At 63.0% G+C, this 18079-nt stretch carries 16 protein-coding genes; 4 read left to right on the plus strand and 12 right to left on the minus strand.

The genetic code is table 11. The features are described 5' to 3' along the window. Window positions 1–32: 32 nt before the first annotated feature. Complete coding sequence (rpsB, locus tag G7047_RS12740) at window positions 33–785, minus strand: 30S ribosomal protein S2 (protein ID WP_166305819.1); 753 nt, start codon at window positions 783–785, stop codon at window positions 33–35. Window positions 786–1365: 580 nt separating this feature from the next. Here rpsB and G7047_RS12745 point away from each other — a divergent pair. From G7047_RS12745 to G7047_RS12755, 3 genes are all read left to right on the plus strand, one after another. Then, a complete protein-coding gene (locus G7047_RS12745) occupies window positions 1366–2613 on the plus strand; it encodes an FAD-dependent oxidoreductase (protein WP_166305822.1) in 1248 nt (415 codons plus the stop codon). A 35-nt stretch (window positions 2614–2648) separates the two neighbouring features. Continuing rightward, window positions 2649–4190 (plus strand): NAD(P)H-hydrate dehydratase, encoded by a 1542-nt coding sequence (locus G7047_RS12750; protein ID WP_166305825.1) that lies wholly within the window; start codon window positions 2649–2651, stop codon window positions 4188–4190. Between the two features lie 193 nt (window positions 4191–4383). Continuing rightward, entirely contained in the window at window positions 4384–4563 is a 180-nt protein-coding gene (locus tag G7047_RS12755; protein WP_166305828.1) for a hypothetical protein, read from the plus strand. Window positions 4564–4623: 60 nt separating this feature from the next. Here G7047_RS12755 and G7047_RS12760 read toward each other — a convergent pair whose 3' ends face one another. From G7047_RS12760 to G7047_RS12775, 4 genes are read right to left on the minus strand one after another with little or no spacing between them, the layout of a single operon-like run. Then, window positions 4624–5355: a hypothetical protein gene (locus G7047_RS12760; protein WP_240939476.1), complete on the minus strand. Its 732-nt coding sequence runs from the start codon at window positions 5353–5355 to the stop codon at window positions 4624–4626. Beyond that, a complete protein-coding gene (locus G7047_RS12765; protein ID WP_166305831.1) occupies window positions 5352–6365 on the minus strand; it encodes an MlaD family protein in 1014 nt (337 codons plus the stop codon). Before G7047_RS12765 ends, G7047_RS12760 begins: the two co-directional genes overlap by 4 nt. Window positions 6366–6396: 31 nt before the next feature. Continuing rightward, entirely contained in the window at window positions 6397–7215 is an 819-nt protein-coding gene (locus tag G7047_RS12770) for an ABC transporter permease (protein WP_166305834.1), read from the minus strand. A gap of 35 nt (window positions 7216–7250) precedes the next feature. Continuing rightward, entirely contained in the window at window positions 7251–7715 is a 465-nt protein-coding gene (locus G7047_RS12775) for a MerR family transcriptional regulator (protein ID WP_166305837.1), read from the minus strand. A gap of 40 nt (window positions 7716–7755) precedes the next feature. On the opposite strand from G7047_RS12775, the gene G7047_RS12780 reads away from it, so the two are divergent. Beyond that, window positions 7756–9840, plus strand: coding sequence for a cation-translocating P-type ATPase (locus G7047_RS12780; RefSeq protein WP_166305840.1), 2085 nt, complete (start codon window positions 7756–7758; stop codon window positions 9838–9840). Window positions 9841–9887: 47 nt separating this feature from the next. Here the strand turns inward: G7047_RS12780 and G7047_RS12785 are convergent, their stop codons facing one another. The 7 genes from G7047_RS12785 to benD form a co-directional block, all read right to left on the minus strand. Next, complete coding sequence (locus G7047_RS12785) at window positions 9888–11462, minus strand: dynamin family protein (protein ID WP_166305843.1); 1575 nt, start codon at window positions 11460–11462, stop codon at window positions 9888–9890. Next, complete coding sequence (locus G7047_RS12790; RefSeq protein WP_166305846.1) at window positions 11459–12721, minus strand: GTPase; 1263 nt, start codon at window positions 12719–12721, stop codon at window positions 11459–11461. Before G7047_RS12790 ends, G7047_RS12785 begins: the two co-directional genes overlap by 4 nt. Before the next feature lie 11 nt (window positions 12722–12732). Next, on the minus strand, window positions 12733–13902 hold the full coding sequence (locus tag G7047_RS12795) for a benzoate/H(+) symporter BenE family transporter (RefSeq protein ID WP_166305849.1): 1170 nt from the start codon (window positions 13900–13902) through the stop codon (window positions 12733–12735). Window positions 13903–13940: 38 nt separating this feature from the next. Continuing rightward, entirely contained in the window at window positions 13941–15290 is a 1350-nt protein-coding gene (locus G7047_RS12800; RefSeq protein ID WP_166305852.1) for an MFS transporter, read from the minus strand. Further along, on the minus strand, window positions 15287–16651 hold the full coding sequence (locus tag G7047_RS12805; RefSeq protein WP_166305855.1) for an MFS transporter: 1365 nt from the start codon (window positions 16649–16651) through the stop codon (window positions 15287–15289). Before G7047_RS12805 ends, G7047_RS12800 begins: the two co-directional genes overlap by 4 nt. A 22-nt stretch (window positions 16652–16673) precedes the next feature. After that, window positions 16674–17087: a RidA family protein gene (locus G7047_RS12810; RefSeq protein WP_166305858.1), complete on the minus strand. Its 414-nt coding sequence runs from the start codon at window positions 17085–17087 to the stop codon at window positions 16674–16676. Window positions 17088–17304: 217 nt separating this feature from the next. Beyond that, the gene (gene benD, locus G7047_RS12815; RefSeq protein WP_205904782.1) at window positions 17305–18078 is read right to left on the minus strand and encodes a benzoate diol dehydrogenase BenD; all 774 of its coding nucleotides are present in this window, start codon (window positions 18076–18078) and stop codon (window positions 17305–17307) included. Window position 18079: the final 1 nt, after the last annotated feature.

The raw sequence follows: 18079 nt of genomic DNA on the forward strand, positions 1-18079 counted from the left end.
TTCTTCGCGACGAGTCGCGCGGCCTGGTCTATTTAGGCAGCGGCTTCGTCCACTTCCACGAATTCGTCGGAGCCTTCGGCAGCAACTGCCTTGACCACTTCGTTGACCGCATTGGCGCGGCCTTCGAGGATTGCGTCAGCGATGCCACGTGCGTACAGCGTCACGGCCTTGGCAGAGTCATCGTTGCCGGGGATCACGTAGTCGATACCTTCTGGGGAGTGGTTCGTGTCAACCACACCGATCAGGGGAATGCCCAGCTTCTTGGCTTCGGCAATGGCGATCTTGTGGAAGCCCACGTCGATCACGAAGATTGCGTCTGGCAGAGCGGCCATATCCTGAATACCACCGATGTCACGCTCGAGCTTGCTCAGTTCGCGCGAGAACACCAATTGTTCCTTCTTGCTCATGGCTTCGAGACCGGTTTCCTGCTGAGCCTTCATGTCCTTCAGGCGCTTGATGGAAGTCTTCACGGTCTTGAAGTTGGTCAGCATGCCGCCCAACCAGCGTTGGTCAACGAAAGGCACGCCGGCGCGCTGTGCTTCTTCCTTCAGGATCTCACGGGCTTGACGCTTCGTGCCGACCATCAGGATGGTGCCACGGTTGGCAGACAGTTGCTTGACGAACTTCTGCGCATCCTGGAACATCGGCAGCGACTTTTCCAGGTTGATGATGTGAATCTTGTTGCGGTGACCGAAGATGAACGGAGCCATCTTGGGGTTCCAGAAGCGGGTTTGGTGGCCGAAGTGGACACCGGCTTCCAGCATTTCGCGCATAGTAACGGACATAGTAATACTCCAAAGGTTGGGTCTTAAATCCAGCCCCGATTAATCACCGCAAAGCACTTGAGCCTCGCGACAACACCTTGACGGGGCCGGTTTGCGATTGCTTTGCACCCTGTCGCACACATTGCTGAATCTGCATTCAGCAAAGGCGACACTCGGCAAAACCCTAGGATTCTAGCACGAGACACAGACAGGTCCGAACGAATTCACAGCACCAACCCTCAAAGGCCCGTTCGACATCACCCCGGCATGCCTGCTCCATGCTTGCAGCAACCAGCCTCAGCCTTGGATGTTTTGCATTTCAGCCATGCCCTTGTCACCAATATCGGCGACCGTACAGGGACCGTGAACCGACTCTTCACGAACCGGAATTGTGCATGGGCGCCGGTTCACTTTAGTTCACTGTTGTTTGCCTGCTGCCAAAAATTTGCGCGCCTGACTGACGCGTGAGCCTCTTCAGCCAGCGCACAATGCAAGGCTTTGCCACAATGGCGCGACTGGAATCAGGCGCACTTCACCCTGCTTGCATCGACACCGCACGACCCGCTTGGGTGGCATCACTGTACGAAATAATTGAGATTTCATGGAAATAGCCATTGTGGGCGCTGGCATCGTGGGAGTCGCCACCGCTTATGAACTGGCATGCGACGGACACCAGGTCACGGTGTACGAACAGCGCAGCGCCGCCGCCGAAGAAGCCAGCTTTGCAAGCTCCGGGCTGCTCGCGCCCTCTTTGCTGATTCCGTGGGCCAGTCCCGCGGTCGGCATCCACGCCAGCAATCTGCTCTGGGGACGACAGCCAGCCTTTCGCATGGCGCGTGGAGCTGGACTCAGCGAGTACCGATGGCTCAGGCAGTGGCGCAAGGCAGGTCGCACGCCCTCTGCGCTCGCAACCCTGCAGGCGCTGGAGCGACTGGGGCAGTTCAGCCTCGAGCGCACGCTCAAGCTCGTCAAGCTGTTTCAGGTCGACATTGAACCGAGCCAGGGCACACTTGTGCTGCTGCGCCACAAGAACGACGTCAAGAAGATCCACCCCGCAATCGAAGTGATGAATGAGGCTGGCCACGCCCTCAGCGAAATAGACGCTGATGCAGCGCGCCTGATCGAGCCCGGACTCGCCACCGACACACCACTGACCGGCGCGCTGTACGCGAGCAAGGGCGAGGCCGCCAACTGCCGCCTGTTCGCGCAGGTGCTGCGCTACGCGGCACAGGAGTATGGCGTCAAATTCCGCTTCAACGCACAGGTGAAGTCCATCACCACCCATCCCACAGGCGTGCAGATCACCGGCGAGCCCGCGCCTCGTCGCGCGGATGCCGTCGTGCTCTGCGCGGGTCTAGCCAGCGCCGCACTGCTGCGCGGTCAGGGCGTGAACCTGCCGATGGCGCCGGTGTACGGATACACCATCAGCGCACCGTTGCGCGAAGACACCCATGCGCCGCAAGGTACCGTGATTGACCCACTGCACCGCATCACCATTTCCAGGCAAGGCATGCGCGTGCGCGTCTCCGGCGGAGCCGAACTGGGCTACGGCGGGGGAGAGCATCACTCCGACACGTTGCAGAAACTCTATCTCGCGCTCTCGGGCTGGTTTCCAGGTGGTGCGCAACTGTCGTCGTCGCAGGTGCAGATCCTGCGCGGCGCACGCCCCACCCTGCCCGATGGTGCACCCGCGCTGGGCGCAAGCGGCATTCCGGGCGTCTGGCTAAATGCCGGTCACGGTGCCAGCGGCTGGGCGCTCGCCTGCGGCAGCGCGCGGGCACTGGCCGACCGCATTGCACAGGCCGCACCCGCGATCGAGCTCGACATGTTCGGCGTCAACCGTTTCTAGTCGCCGCAACGGCATCCGTCCCGCACAATGCGGGGATGCTGCTGCGCGTTCATTTCGATCAGGATCACCCGCTCCACAACACAACCGCCACACGGACGCTCGAGGCCGTGGGCATCGCCGCCACCGGACCACATGTGCTGATGCAGCGCGCCGGTGCCGCCGCAGCCCGGCTCGCAGCAGCCATCGCTCCGCACGCGCAGCGGATCTGGGTGGCCTGCGGGGCGGGCAACAACGGTGGCGATGGCCTGGAAGCCGCCGCGCTGCTGCGCAACCAGCGACGCAACGTCAGCGTGAGCTGGCTGGGCTCGCCTGAATCCGCATCCGACGACACCCGAAAGTCATGGCAGAGAGCCATCGACAGCGGCGTGCGTTTTCTGGATGAACCCCCAAGCGATCTCGGTGAAGAGGATCTGTGCATCGACGCGCTGCTCGGCATTGGCCTGTCGGCGGGCAACACCGCACGCCAGCCGTCACCCGAATTACTGCGTCTACTGTCGGCCATCCGCACCACCCGCGCCACCGTGCTGTGCATTGATCTGCCGAGTGGCCTGATTGCAGATTCGGGCCAACTGGCACCAGGTTTCGAGCAGCCCGCGAGCGACACGGCAAGCATACCAAGCGCTCGCCACACCCTGAGCCTGCTGACGTTGAAACCCGGCCTCTTCACCGGCGCTGGCCGTGACGAAGCGGGTACAGTCTGGCTCGACGATCTGGATCTGAACCACGGCGATCTCCCTCCATCCGCCCTGCTCGCAGGCGCTCCACCCAGTTCGCACCGCCTCCATGCCAGCCACAAGGGCAGTTGGGGCGATGTCGCCGTCGTCGGCGGAGAGGGTTTGCGGGAGCGCGGCATGGGCATGACGGGCGCAGCCCTGCTTGCCGCGACGGCTGCACTGCACGCCGGAGCAGGTCGCGTGATGCTCGCGCCGCTCGCTGCCGATCTGCTGCAGCCGCCCGCCGATCAACCGGAAATCATGCTGCGCCGCTTCGGCATGCTGGAGCTTGAAAGGATCACCGTCGTCTGCGGCTGTGGTGGCGGCGAGGCGGTGCGCCCCGTGCTGCCCGAGGTACTGCGCAGATCTCTGCGACTGGTGCTCGATGCCGATGCGCTCAACGCCATCACCATTGATCCGGCACTGCAGGCCCTGCTGCTGGCGCGTGCGAGCAACCCATCGCACATGACAGCGATGACGCCCCACCCGCTTGAAGCCGCGCGCCTGCTGGGCACCGATACTGCCGCTGTTCAGGCCGACCGCCTTGCAGCCGCGCAGCAACTGGCCGACCGCTTCGCCTGCATCGTGATCCTCAAAGGCTCGGGCAGCATCATCGCCGCCCCGCGCACAACGCCCTGCATCAACCCCACCGGCAATGCACGCCTTGCAACCGGCGGAACCGGCGATGTGCTGGCGGGACTGCTGGGCGCACGCCTCGCATCGATCAGCAACGATGCAAGATTGCACACACAGGCATTTGCCGCGACGCTATCGGCCTGTTGGCAACACGGACTGATGGCCGATGAATGGCCGACGAACAGTGCCCTGACGGCATCCGGACTGGCCAGACAACTGACTTCATAGGTGGTTTTGTCGGCTGCACCCCACACAACAGTAATCAACCGTAAATTGCATCTCCGTCCTCAGTTACAAGTCCTCGTCCGACACGATTTCTCCCAAGTCGGGTGTTCCAATAGAGTCAGTTAGTCAACGAAATTGCTAGGTAAAACGTTGATTGACTGTATTCCATTGATTTCTTTTTTCCGAGGACCCTGTCATGAACCGCAACGTCCGCCAAGGATCGCGCGCGCTGGCAGCCTTCACGGTGACGGTAGCTTTGGCTGTAGCGGCCACTGCCATGACGTTGATTCCCGATGAGGCTGTGCAGTCCGTCGATTCGCTGACAACAGCAAATACGCAGCTGGACAAACTGCTGAGCGCAGAACTGTTCAACTGAAGCACTAACGGGGGCCGGGCGTATTTCACGCCGCCCGGCTTTGTTTGATCACGCTCCCACTCAAGGCCTCTTCTCGGAGGCCTTTTCATTTCTGATTTCATTTCCATTTCTGGATGGCTCAGGCTGCCCCTGCTGCTGCACCAGTGCCATGCGGCGCTCCAATACCGACACCAGTTCGGTATCGCCAATCGCCCTGGCCCGCTCGGCTCGCAGGTTCAGCCAGCCGAGCAGCGCGTGGCTCCAGCCCTGAGCGGATGCCGTATCGCTCGCCGTGACCAGCGTGTCCGGCGTTGCACGTCCAGCCTTGAGCGCCACGCCCGCAGCCACCAGTTGCGACAGCGGATCTGCCATCGAACCAATTGCGTTCACGTCGGCGGCCGCCTTGCGCTGAGCCTCCGGCAGCAGTGCGACCTGCATGGCCGAAAGGGATCGCCCAGCCAGATATTCCGCATAGGCCAATTCGGCAGGCTGGGCATCGGCGCGCAGGCGCTCAAAGCCGCTGCAAACTTCCAACTGCGCACCCGCAACCTGCGCGGCACAGCGACTCAGCTCCACGCGCGCCAATTGCTCGAGGCTCCCGGTGCGTGAGACCTCGCTGCGCGCGGTGCGCCATTCCTGATCGGCCACGCGCATCTTGCCGGACAGTTGGGCATCCGTAGCGCGCTGCACCGAGCCGTAGGAGTTGATCTTCCAGTCTGGCACGGGCGGCTTGTCGGCGCAGGCGGCCAGCGCCAACACAACCGCTGCCAGCAGCCAGCGCGATCGATGAGAAAAAGGATGTGCGATGCTCATGGCAGTTTCAGCTCCGAGTCCTTCGCAAACGGCCATTTGCGGTTGATATCGTTCAGCAGGCTCTCCACCTTGCGCAGATTGGCATCGACCTCGCTACGCAGCGCACCGAGATCCGTCGTCGCCTCGTTCGCGTTGGCGGCAATGCCCTGGGCCTCGACCAGCACCGCGTCGATCTTGGTAAGGCTCTGGCGGGTGTCGGTCAGCAGGCCATTGAGCTGCAGCACCGCACCACGCACGTCCTGCACCAGCCCGGCATCCTTGCCCGCGCCGAAGACCTGCTTGTCCGCCTTGGCCACCACGCCATCCATGCGCGCGAGCAGCTGGTTGATGCGGTCCAGCGTGATCGCCACCTTCTTCGAATCGGCCTCGTTGCCGGTCAGCACCTTGAGCGCCCCACCCGGCCCATTCAGGCTTTCGGTGAGCGAACGCACGTTCTCGACCACGCCACCCAGCGCCGAGCCCTGGCTGGTCATGGCGTTGAGGTTCTCCAACAGTTCGCGCGCCTGCGCCATGAGCTGGGGGATCTCGGCCGTCGCGTCGCCGCGCAGCACCGGGCGCATGGCGCCGTCCTCGAGCTGCGGATCGGTCAAGATGCCGCTGTAGGCCTTGATGGTCGTGCCGCCGACGATGCCGCTCACCAGCGTGAACACGCTGGTCGAGCGCAGCCAGTGCGCGTCCTTGCGCGGCACGTCGATGAGGATGTGGACTTCCGCGTTGTCTGCCAGCTCGATCTTGCGCACGCGGCCAATCGGAAAGCCCTGAAAGGTCATATCCATGCCGACCGACACGCCCTGCGAATCGTCCGCCGTGAGAACAAGCCGTTGCGTGGGCTCGAACACGCCGCGCGCATACATCAGATAGATCGCCGCACCGACGACCAGCAGCATGGTGAACAACAGCATCGCCACCGCCTTGCGCTCGAGGTTCGCGACGGGGCGCAGCAGCTCGTCGCTTTCCATCGGCGGCAGCGGGCCATGCACCGGCTCTCGTTCTTTTTCGGGTTCTGTCATATTTATAAGGCCCTGATTTTCATCGTCCGGGTCAGTAGTAGTTGCCCACCAGCGAGGCGGCCTCGATGAGCAGCAGCACGGCAAACATACGCGCGAGCCCTCCGAGTTCGGAATCGAGCTGGCGCGGCATGCCGTTGCGGTCGGTGCGTGCATCCGCGTATAGCCCCTCAGCCATCGGGATCAGTGCAATCGCGAGGCTGAAGAACACGGTCTTGAACGCGAAGATGAAGGTGATCTGAGGCGTGAACACATGACCGAACATGCGCGTGTAGAGCGGCAGACCTGCCGTGCTGAGTCCATACACCCCCACATAGGCCATGAGCAGCGCGACCACGCACGACAGCGCCGCCAGCGTCACGCTGGCGTAAATGCCTGCAATCACGCGTGGCAACAGCTCCACGCGAATCGGGTCGGCCCCGTGCGCACGCAGTGCATCGAAATGACCAGACTGCTGCATCAACGCGAGCTTGGTGCCGTTGGGAATGGTGGCGCGCATCGCCACGAACAATGCGGCAGTCAGCGGAATCAGCTCCAGCACCAGCACGCGGATCACCATCTCGAGCGCATAACGCGACAGGCCGTAGCTCTGCGCCGTGACCACCACGATGCGCGTGATCACCAGACTCAGCAGCGCCGCCAGCAGCGTGTGGCCGATGAGGATGGGGGCCGTCTCCAGATACATGTGCCGGGCCAGACGCCAACGCGTGGCGCGGTTGTAGCTCGACGGCGAAAGCATCAGCACCAGCACCACGGCGCCCAAGTAAACGATGCGCCACCAGGACACGGCCCAGCCACGCACCATGGCCCAGATGCGGTCCGGCAGTTCAACAACGCCCTGTGCTGCACTCATGCTTTGATCATAGCGGGACAGCCGCTGCGCGGGCGTCAGACATGGCGCTTGCGTGCAGGCTGCGGTTGTGGTGCTGGCACCGGATCCGCGTCGGCGCGCTCGTGCAGCGCCTCGATCACGTGGCAGTGCCCGCCCGCGCCGTCACAACGCCCGCGCAGCGAGAGCAGCTCCTGCTCCAGCGTCTGCAGCTCGCCTAGCCGGGTGCGCACATGCTCCAGATGTTCGTCAAGAGTCACGCAGGCGGCATGCGCATCGTGCTCTTCGGCTCCATCGAGCGCCAGTAGCGAGCGCACCTCACCCAGCGACATGTCCATCGCGCGGCACAGCCGCACGAAACGCAAACGATGAATTTCGTCGTCGTTGTACAGCCGGTACTGGTTGTCCGCCCGTGACTGGGCTGGCAACAGCCCTTCCTTCTCGTAATAACGAATGCTGGCTGCCGAAATGCCGGACAGGCGTGCGGCATCTCCGATACGGTATTGGGGGCTTTGAATGGACATCGCTTGACCTTCAAGTGACTTCAAGGTTTCCAATCATGACATGAGCCAAAGCACCCCACTTCCAGAATCCCCTGCAAGCCATGGTCATGATCACAAGGGTCACGACCATGGCCATCAGCACGATCATGCATCCCACGCTGCCGCCACAAAGAAGAAGACGGCTCCGCCCGCTATGGGCTGCGGGGCCTGCTGCGGCGGCGACACGTCTGCCCAGGCCGAAGGCGACGACGACCACGCGGGCCACGACCACGGCGTGCTGCCTGGCTGGCCGCGCATCTACGCGGCACTGGCGGTCGCGCTGGGCGCAGAGGTCGCGCACTGGTATGAGCTGCAGTACGTGGGCATGGCGCTTGCCGTCATCGCCATTCTGCTATCGGGCCTCGGCGTCTACAAGGCGGGCATCCAGAGTCTTTTGAAGCTCAAGCTCGGCATCCATGCGCTCATGGCCGTGGCGGTGACCGGCGCTTTCCTCATCGGCCAATGGCCCGAGGCGGCTATGGTGATGGCACTCTACGCAGCAGCCGAGCGCATCGAAGACCAAGCCATGGACAAGGCGCGCAACGCCATCCGCAGCCTGCTCAATCTCGCGCCCGAGACCGCCGACGTAATGCAAGCCGACGGCCGCATTCAGAAGACCGCCGTGAGCGATGTGCCCATGGGCGCGACGGTGCGCGTCGCCCCCGGCGCGCTGGTTCCGCTCGACGGCACCGTCACGCAGGGAGAAAGCGCCGTCAATCAGGCCCCGATCACCGGCGAAAGCCAACTGGCCGACAAGGCCGTGGGGGATACGCTCTATGCGGGCAGCGTCAATCAGAATGGCGAGCTGCAGATGCAGGTAACCGCCCCACCTGGCAACACCCTCCTCGCGCGCATCGTGCACGCCGTCGAAGAGGCCCAGGCCTCGCGGGCGCCCACGCAGCGCTTTGTTGACCGCTTCGCCCAGGTCTACACTCCCATCGTCTTCGTGCTGGCCTTGCTGCTGGCTGTGCTGGCGCCGCTGGTCGCCAACTGGTCCTGGCACGACTCGATCTACCAGGCCCTCGCCCTGTTGGTGATCGCCTGCCCTTGTGCGCTGGTGATCTCCACACCCGTCACTGTCGTGAGCGCGCTCACCGCCGCCGCCAAGCGCGGCATCCTGATCAAGGGCGGCAGCGCGCTCGAAGAGGCCCGCAAGCTCAAAGTCATCGCCCTCGACAAGACCGGCACACTGACCACCGGCAGCCCCGCCCTCGTGCAATGGCAGGCAATTCGCGCTGGCAACGGTGAGGACGCAGCTCACATTGCCTGGCAGTTGGCCAGCCGCTCGGACCATCCCGTCTCGCGTGCCATCGCGACGGGGCTCGCGCAGAAGTTGCCCGCACAAATCGACAACAACGTGCAAGATCTCAAGGCTCTGCCCGGTCGTGGCGTGGAAGGCAGCATCTTCGGGCAGCGCTATGTGCTGGGCAACCTGCGCGTAATGCGCGAAATGGGCGTGGCCGACGACGCGCTGGACAAGCAACTCGACGAGCAGGAAAAGCAAGGCCGCACCGTCACGCTGCTGGCGGATGAGCGCTCGGTACTTGCCTTTTTCGCTGTGGCCGACCCGCTGCGCAGCACCTCGCGCGAAGCGGTCGAACAACTCAAGTCCTTGGGCGTCGAGCCTATCGTGCTGAGCGGCGACAACCCCTCCACCGTCAAGGCCGTGGCCGCCGAGGCCGGTATCGCCGACGCGCGTGGCGGCCTGCTGCCGCACGACAAGCTCGAACTGCTCGCCGACTTCCAGAAAACCAAAGGCCCCACCGCCATGACTGGCGACGGCATCAACGACGCCCCCGCCCTCGCCAAGGCCGATGTCGGCTTCGCCATGGGCGGAGCCCACTCCACCGGCATGGCCATGGAAACTGCAGCCGTCGTCCTCATGAACGACGACCTGCGCCGCATCCCCGATACCGTGCGCCTCTCGCAATCGGCGCACAGCATCCTGTGGCAGAACATCAGCCTCGCACTCGGCATCAAAGTAGTGTTCTTCATCCTCGCCCTCACAGGGAACGCAACCATGTGGATGGCCGTGGTGGCGGACATGGGGGTTTCGTTGCTGGTGGTGGCGAACGGGCTGCGACTGAGGAACTGGACAGGCAAGTAGATCCCAGCGATCACATCAGCATTCGGCTCACGGGTGGAGTCGCGGATTCAGCCCGAAAGCCGGACGTCGTCACCACCACGCAGTCTCCGAGTCATGTCCGACAACTGACATGCATACGTGCTGATGCTGCCCAGCATGCGCTCAACCCCCCTGTCCAATCGGTGCAACGCATCTCCACACGCATTCACCGCATTGGCGGAAAGTACAACAAGCCGTTCATGAACCGCATGGGCCAGCGCAGCATGCAAGTTGACATAACCGACGACCAAATCATGCATCCCGGCATCCACTGAGTGGGTCGACAACACTTCGTAGCCTGCCCCAGCGGGAACTTCAAATACCGGGCCAACAGCGGGGGCCACTACATAGCCACAAAGAAGTTCACTTGCCTGCCGCTCGAACGCTATGTTCGACAACCGCTCGACGTCAGCACATGCAGCCTGCACATCGCGATGAGGCGCGTGTTGCTCCAACACTCGCTGCAGTTCGGGAATGACTTCGCGCCATACCCGTTGAACAATGCGTGCTTCTCGCGACTCCAGTGCATCGCGCTCCGCATGCAGCACTTGCCTCAAGTCCTCCAGTGCGGGCACCAGATTGGATTGCAGATCACCCAGCACATGCTCCTGCAGGTGATGCATCATTACCTCGGCGGGCTTACGCTGTTTGTAGGCCGAAGCGGGCTCAGCGATGTCCAACAGCGCGGCATACAGGCGTTCAAAACCGGCGTCGGCCATGGCGTCGGCCGTTTGCCCTTGCGTGCTCGCCATGTGGACAGAGAGGGAAAGCGACGCTTTCAACCAGGCGGTATCCACGTTCATGGTTCTGAGCTTGTCCAGCGCACGCTCCCGAACATCCACTTCCTGCAATGCGCGATTGGCTTGGGTCTTGTTGCGAAGGCACTTGACGATTTTCCCGTCGATTTCATCTTCCTCGATACAGTCGCTGCGGGTGACGATGGGCAGCAAAGGCTTTCCGCGACGCAGTTCGCGGCCCAGCTCATCAAGCTCCTGCACCTGGCCGGGCGACGTGGAGCTGGTCAGCCACAGTACGGCATCGGCACTGTCGAGAAAACGCCGCGTCAGATCACCATTGTCCTCGGTGACGGAATGCAGGCCGGGTGTATCCAGCAGCACCAATCTCTCACCCAGACAAACGCCCTGCAGATGGGCGGTGGTCTCCGTCGCACCTTCGTGAAAACACTGCACTGCATCCACGATCTGACCTGCATCCAGACGAAAGAACCGCGCGCTGTGGCCCTGCCGACGAAAGCGTTCGGCGAGGAAGTTGCACAGCGAACTCTTGCCCGCGTTGAACTTGCCGAAGACCAGCAGCATGACCTTGTCGTCGAATGCGCTGGCCAGCGATTGCGCTGGCTGAAGCTCTGCCCACTGCACGGCCCATCGGGCCTCGCCGGATTTCATCTCGCGATTGAGGGCCTGCACTTGCCGTGCCAACGTGCTGTCTGGCCGCAATCCGGCATGGTCCAGATCATTGCTCCCAAGCACCTGCACCAAGTCCGCGAGCCAGCTCGCCATCCCCTCGAGGACGGGCTGAAGATCTCGAGCCTCGACACCGAAGGCGCTGGACGCGGCGATGAAGCGCTGCTCCCAGGCGTTCATGAGCGCTCCAGACGGTGCAACGCCGCCAAGGCTTTGTCGATGTCAGCGAGACGGGCGGCACCATCGGCCAACTGTCGGGCCAGAGACACGCGGTCTTCCGACCATTCAAAATAGCGCCCGAAGTCCTGCGCCAGCCTTGCTCGCCCCTCCGGATCACAGAAGATGCGGCGCAGGTCGTCGCGATATTTGACCGACACGCCCATGACGGCGACCATCACCGTGTCGAGACTGCGCACCGAGGTTTGCTGCGCCTGCGGCAGTCCCACGACCCCGTGCCGCACCAGATGCGCGTTGATGGCAATGCAGGCGCGCGAGTACGCAATCTGTATGTGGGCCCGCTCGCGCTTGCCTGCCGTGAGTTTGAACATGTTCTCAAAGGAGTCGGGCACCAGCGCCTGATCGGGGCCGCTGACGTCGAGCACCGGCTGCAGGTCGTCCTGCACCTTGTCGAGCACGGCCAGCAATCCGTCATCAAACTCCAGCCGCTGGCGCTCTTGAAGTGCGCACAGTGCCTCATTGCGTAATTCCTCGGTCACCTGCAGGCTCAGCAGTTCGTCCTGGATTTCACCGAACAGCAGGTTGGATTCGTGCACACGCGCCCAGGGCACTCCCGCCATCGCCTTGCGCAGCGCTTCCTGCAATGCAGGAATGCCGCTTTTCTGAATCAGCAGTTGCTTTCCCTGCTCCACGCCCTGTCGATGGCGGCTAGCAGATACCAAATGCAGCGCAAGGTCCGTCGACTGCACGCGGATGGCTGCCACCACCTTGTCCACATGCGCGTCGTCGGACAGTTGATCCACCTGCGTCAGCACGAACAAGGTCTGACGCAAAGTGCGCTTCTGATCCGCGCGCAGCACTTGAAGCAAGTCGCGCTCAACAGCATCCAGTTCGCCCTCCTTGGCGGCATGAACGAACAGGCGGATGTCGGTCTCAAGCCAGGTAGCCCGGTGCGAATGGTCGTCATCCGCTTGCGCCACATCGGCATCCAATCCCGGAGCATCGAGCCAACGCGCTTCCTGCTGTACATGCTCAGCCAAGGCCACCGTCTCTCGCCGGTCTGCCACAGCGAAAATGTCGCTGCCCATCAGCTCATTGAGCAGGCGGCTTTTGCCGTGGTTGTATTTACCGATCACCGTGACGGTCGGTTTGGCTTCATGCCGCGCCAGAATGTGCAGACGTGCCATGTCATGGGCACGCGCGGGCAGCACCGCAAGTACATCGTTCGCCGTCCGTTCGACATCATTCACTGCCATCTCCATCACACACTCCTTCATTTCACTTTCGCGGGGCGACCGAAAATCCAATACGACGCCATGCCAAACACCACGCCCCAGAAGGCCGCGCCCAATCCGAACAGCGTCATGCCCGAAGCCGTCGCCAAAAACGTAATGACCGCTGGCTCGACATAAGCGGCCTCGTCCGCGACGATACGGATGTTGGACACAATGGCCCCTATCAGCGCCAACCCGGCCAGCGCGGCAATCAGGGCCGCAGGAACGGCCGTGAACACCTGCACGATGGTCCCCGCGAACGTGCCACCGATCAGATAGAACACTCCGTTGGCAATGCCCGCCACGTAGCGCTTTCCGGGATCGGAGTGGGCATCCTTGCCCGTGCACAGCGCCGCCGTGATCGCCGCCAGCACGATGGTGATGCCGCCAAAGCACGCCGTCAGAAGCGACGCGAGGCCGGTGCCTGCCACCACGGCTCTGGATGGCACGCGATAGCCCGCGAGTTGCAGAACGGCCATGCCCGGCAGGTATTGCCCGGTGAGGCTCACGAGCACCAGCGGCACGGTGAAGCTGAAGAACACGCCGAAGTTGAATTGCGGCGCGACAAATACCGGATGGGCCATCGACAGGCCAAGCGCCTGCAGATGCGTCGTGCCCATGGCAAAGGCCACGGCAAAGCCGGTCAGCGCCACGACGACAATGGTGTAGCGCGGCCACAATCGCTTGCCCGCCATGTAGGCCGCGAGCATCGCAAACACCAGAATCGGCGCATCGACGCTCACCCGAAATGCCTGCATGCCGAACTGGAACAGGATGCCCGCCATCATCCCCGCCGCAATGCCCTTGGGAATGAAATTCACGATCTTCTCGAACAGACCGGAGACGCCGATCGCAATGACGATGACTGCAGCCGTCAGGTAGGCGCCCACCACCTCGGGCATGGTGATGTTGGGCAGCAGACTCAGCAGCAAAGCCGTGCCCGGTGCGGACCAAGCGGTGATGATGGGTTGCCTGAGCCACCAGCTCAGCAGCAGCCCGCTTACACCGGCCCCCATCGAGATCGCCCAGATCCACGAGGTCAGTTCCGCGTTCGAGACATGGCCGACCTGCGCAGCCTGGATGAAGATGACGAGCGGGCCGGCGTATGAAATCAGCACCGCCAGAAAGCCCGCTACCCAGGCAGTGATGGGGACATCCTTGATCGCCATGCTTTCTCCTCGTGAAGCCCCTGGTGGATCGACTTCGCTCAATGCGATGCCGACAGTTCTGCCCCCGCCGCTTGATCACGGCTGAGCTTCAAGCTCAGCACTGCAATGCCCGCACCGATGAGCGGCACGGCCAGCGCCAGAAAGAAGCCCTGCGGACCGCCCGAGGCAAGAATACTCCCGCCGATGGCAGACCCCAGGATGGCCCCCGCGCGTCCCATGCCGATGGCCCAGCCCGTCGCCGTGGCGCGCAGCGCTGTCGGGTAAGCACCCACGATCAGGTAGTTCAGCGCGATCTGCTGGCCACCGACACCAAAGCCCGCCACTCCGATCAGAACGAACACCAGTGCCCAGTTCTGCCCCGCAAATCCCAGCCCCAACGCCACCAGAATGCCCACGGCGAACATGGCGACCAGCAGACGGCGCGTATCGACACGCGGCAGGAAGAAAGACAGCGGAATCGCGCAGATGATGAAGACTGCATTGACGATTACCGTGCCGAGCGGTGCGTCCGCCGCTGGCAGCCCTGCCGCCTTGAGTACCGTGGGAAGCCACGACAGCAGCATGAACCAAGCCACCCAGTTGAGCAGATAGATGGCCCAGATCGCCAGCGTCTTGCCCGCGTTGCCATCACTGAACAGCGCACGCACGCTGGCCCGCGCCACCGAAGCCTCCGGCACTGTGAAGCGCACACCCGCAGGCAGCGGGCGGCTGACGATCTTCGCCAGCACATTAGCGATGTAGCGTTGGCCGTGGTCATCACCGCGCGTTGCTCGGAAATACAGCGATTCAGGAAGCATCAGCGCAAGGAGCACCAGCATCGCGAGCGGCGCCACACCGCCGACGATGAAAATGCCTTCCCATCCAATCACCGGCAACATGCGAGCGGCCAGCAGTCCACCAAGCATCGCTCCGGCGGGCAGCCCGAGCAACACGCCAGTCATGATGGCGCCTCGATAGCGGGCCGGTCCGTACTCGGCAGCCAGAGCGAGCAGCACGGGAGTGCAACCACCCATACCCACCCCGGCGATGAAGCGCAGCACCAGAATATGGTTGGTGTCAGTGGACCACGCGGTAGCCAGCGTCGCGATTCCAAAGATCGCTAGACTCAGCATGATGGTCGGGCGACGGCCGATGCGGTCGCCCACCATGCCAAGCGTCATGGCACCGATGGTCATGCCGACGATGCCCGCCGTGAGAATCGGCGCCAGCGATCCCGCTGGCAAATTGAATGCCGCAAGAATGGCCGGTCCGGTGAAGGCAATGGCCTGCGTGTCAAAGCCGTCGAACAGCGCGATGACGAAGCACAGCGCCAACACTCTCCACTGAAATGCGCCGAGGCGTTCGTTGTCGATCAACGTCGGGATCGACCATTGGGTTGCAGCGTTCATCGCGCGACCCCGGACGCAGCAGGCGACGGAATCGGTGCCACCGCACCCGCTTCAGCACGAGGCCTGCGATACCACAGAATGAAGAAACCCATGGCCAGCGCCGCGACCAGTCCGGGGACGGCGAATACCAGAAAGTTCAGTTGTAGCGGCAGAGCCGCGGCCATGAGCCAGCCGCCGAGCAGTGGGCCAACGATGGCACCGGTGCGGCCGATGCCCGAGGCCCAGCCCAGTCCGGTGGAGCGGATGGCTTGCGGATAGAACTGCGCCGTGTTGGCGTACAGCAGGATCTGCGTGCCGATGGTCGTGGCACCCGCTATCGCGATCAGCAGGTAGAGGATGGGCATGGGGCTGTTGAAGCCCAGCAACGCGATGGCCACGGTGCCAACGGCGAAGAACGCGACCACCACTTTGGGCAGGCTGAATCGGTCACCCAGCCATCCGCCTGCAATCGCGCCGACCACGCCACCGAAGTTCAGCGCCAGCAGGAACGACAGGCTTGAACCCAGGCTGTAGCCCGCATTGGCCATGAGTTTCGGCAGCCACGAGCCCAGCGCGTAAACCATCAGCAGGCAGCAGAAAAACGACAGCCAGATCATGAAGGTGCCCATGAAGCGTTCCTGCCTGAACAGATCCAGCACGGGAACGCCAGCGCCTTTGGCTTCGGCCTGCACGAGTTGGGCGTTGGCATCGAGACGCACGTCCGGCGCCACCTGTGCGAGCATCTCACGCGCCTTGGCATGTTGCCCCTGACGCAACAGAAAACCGATGGACTCCGGCAGCTTCCACAGAATGAGGGGCAGGAGCACCAGCGGCACGGCGGCAGCGAAAAACATCGACTGCCAGCCATAGCGCGGCAGCATGTAGATACCCAGCCCCGCGCACAGCACCCCGCCCAGCGAGTAGCCGCTGAACATGATGGCCACGAGCGTGCTGCGCAGGCGCTTGGGCGCATATTCGTTCATCAGCGCGACGGCGTTGGGCATCAGTCCGCCGCAGCCCAGCCCCGCGATGAAGCGGAAGATGCCGAACTCGGTGGGCGTGGTCGCAAAGCCGCTCAGAAAGGTGGAAATGCTGAACAGCACAAAGCTGATCGCCACGCCCTTTTTGCGGCCGATGCGGTCGGCCAGCGGGCCAAAGATGAACGCGCCGAACATCATGCCGAACAGCGCATAGCTGCCCAGCGCTCCGGCCTGTACGGGGGTCAGGCCCCATTCCTTCATCAGCACGGGCAGCACCGCGCCGTAGATGAACAGGTCATATCCATCGAAGACCAGCAGCAGTGCGCAGAGCCACATCACCATCCAGTGGAACTTGGTGAAGCGGGCGTTGTCGATGATCTGATTGACTTCTATCGTTTTCATGTCAGTGTCTCCGTTGTGTATGTCATGTACCGCTACTCGTATCCGGCAGCACCGCGACTGCCTTGATCTCGACGATGTAGCCCGGCGAGCCGCAGAGCATGTGCGCGCCGATGGCCGTCCATGCGGGCCTCGGATGCGTGGTGAGGTAGCGGTCGCGCACCTGCATGAACAGGGCTTGGTCGCGCAGGTCGGTGTGAAAGCTCGTCAGATCGACGATGTCGGCAAGCGACGCGCCTGCGGTCTCAAGCACCAGGCGCAGGTTCTCGAACGCCTGCACGATCTGCCCTTCGCGGTCGGCAACCAGCTGCATCGACGCATCGCGTCCGATCTGGCCGGATACGTAGATGGTGTTGCCCACCTTGAGGGCCGGTGCATAGCCCATCTTTTCGTAGACCGACTCCATCCCGACAGGGACGATGGCTTTTCGTTCTTGCATGGAAACTCCGTTGTCATTCAGTCAGCGAGGCGTGCTGACCCTCTATTCAAGGCCAGTGCGAGTCCATTGCTCGCAGTGCATAAAACTGGCGCAGCCCAAGCGAGGGCAGCCGAGCAAGGGCCGCCACCGCAGCGAGGGCTGCGTCCCCCTGCCCGCATTGCGAAGCAATGCGGGCAGGGGGAAGGCGCGAAGCGACTCAGGGGGTGTTCTCTAACCTTCAGCCGTTGTCGCCGCCTGCGACAGGCAGCACCGCGCCGGTGATGTAGCTGGCGTCGTCGGATGCAAGGAACAGGATGGGGGCCACCTGTTCTTCCATCGTTCCGTAGCGCTTGAAGAAGGTGGACTCGGTGACCTGTTGCACGGCCTCGTTCATCCAGATCTTTTCCTGCCCGCTGTCGCCAGCGGCGTTGCGCGGAACACGCCGCGGCGGCGCCACGGTTCCACCCGGTGCGCTCGCCACAACACGGATGTTGTGTGGCCCATATTCCATGGCCAATGCCACCGTCATCGCATTCACACCACCCTTGGCCGCCGAATAAGGCACGCGGCGTATGCCGCGCGTGGCATTGGACGATACATTGACGATGGTTCCGCCCCCACGCGTGAGCAGGTGTGGCAGCACGGCATGGCAAGCGTAGAGCGTGGGCATCAGCGAGCGACGGATTTCGGCGTCGATCTGCTCGGGCTCGAATTCGGCATAAGGGCGCATGCGGATGGCACCGCCCACGCCGTTGATCAGGATATCGATGCCACCGAACTTCTGCGCGGCAATTGCCATCACTGATCGCGCTCCTTCGTAAGTTTCAAGATCGGCGACGAAGCCCGCCGACCCGCCGCCGGTGGTCTCGGCCGCCACGTCGGTGACGAAATCGGCTCGGTCCACGAACAGCACCCGGCCACCTTCGGCTGCGATGCCGAGCGCCACGCCGCGCCCTATTCCCTGTGCTGCGCCGGTGACGACCACGGCTTTGCCTTCAAAGCGATTCTTCATG

The organism is Diaphorobacter sp. HDW4A (assembly GCF_011305995.1).
Classification (GTDB): Bacteria; Pseudomonadota; Gammaproteobacteria; order Burkholderiales; family Burkholderiaceae_C; genus Diaphorobacter_A.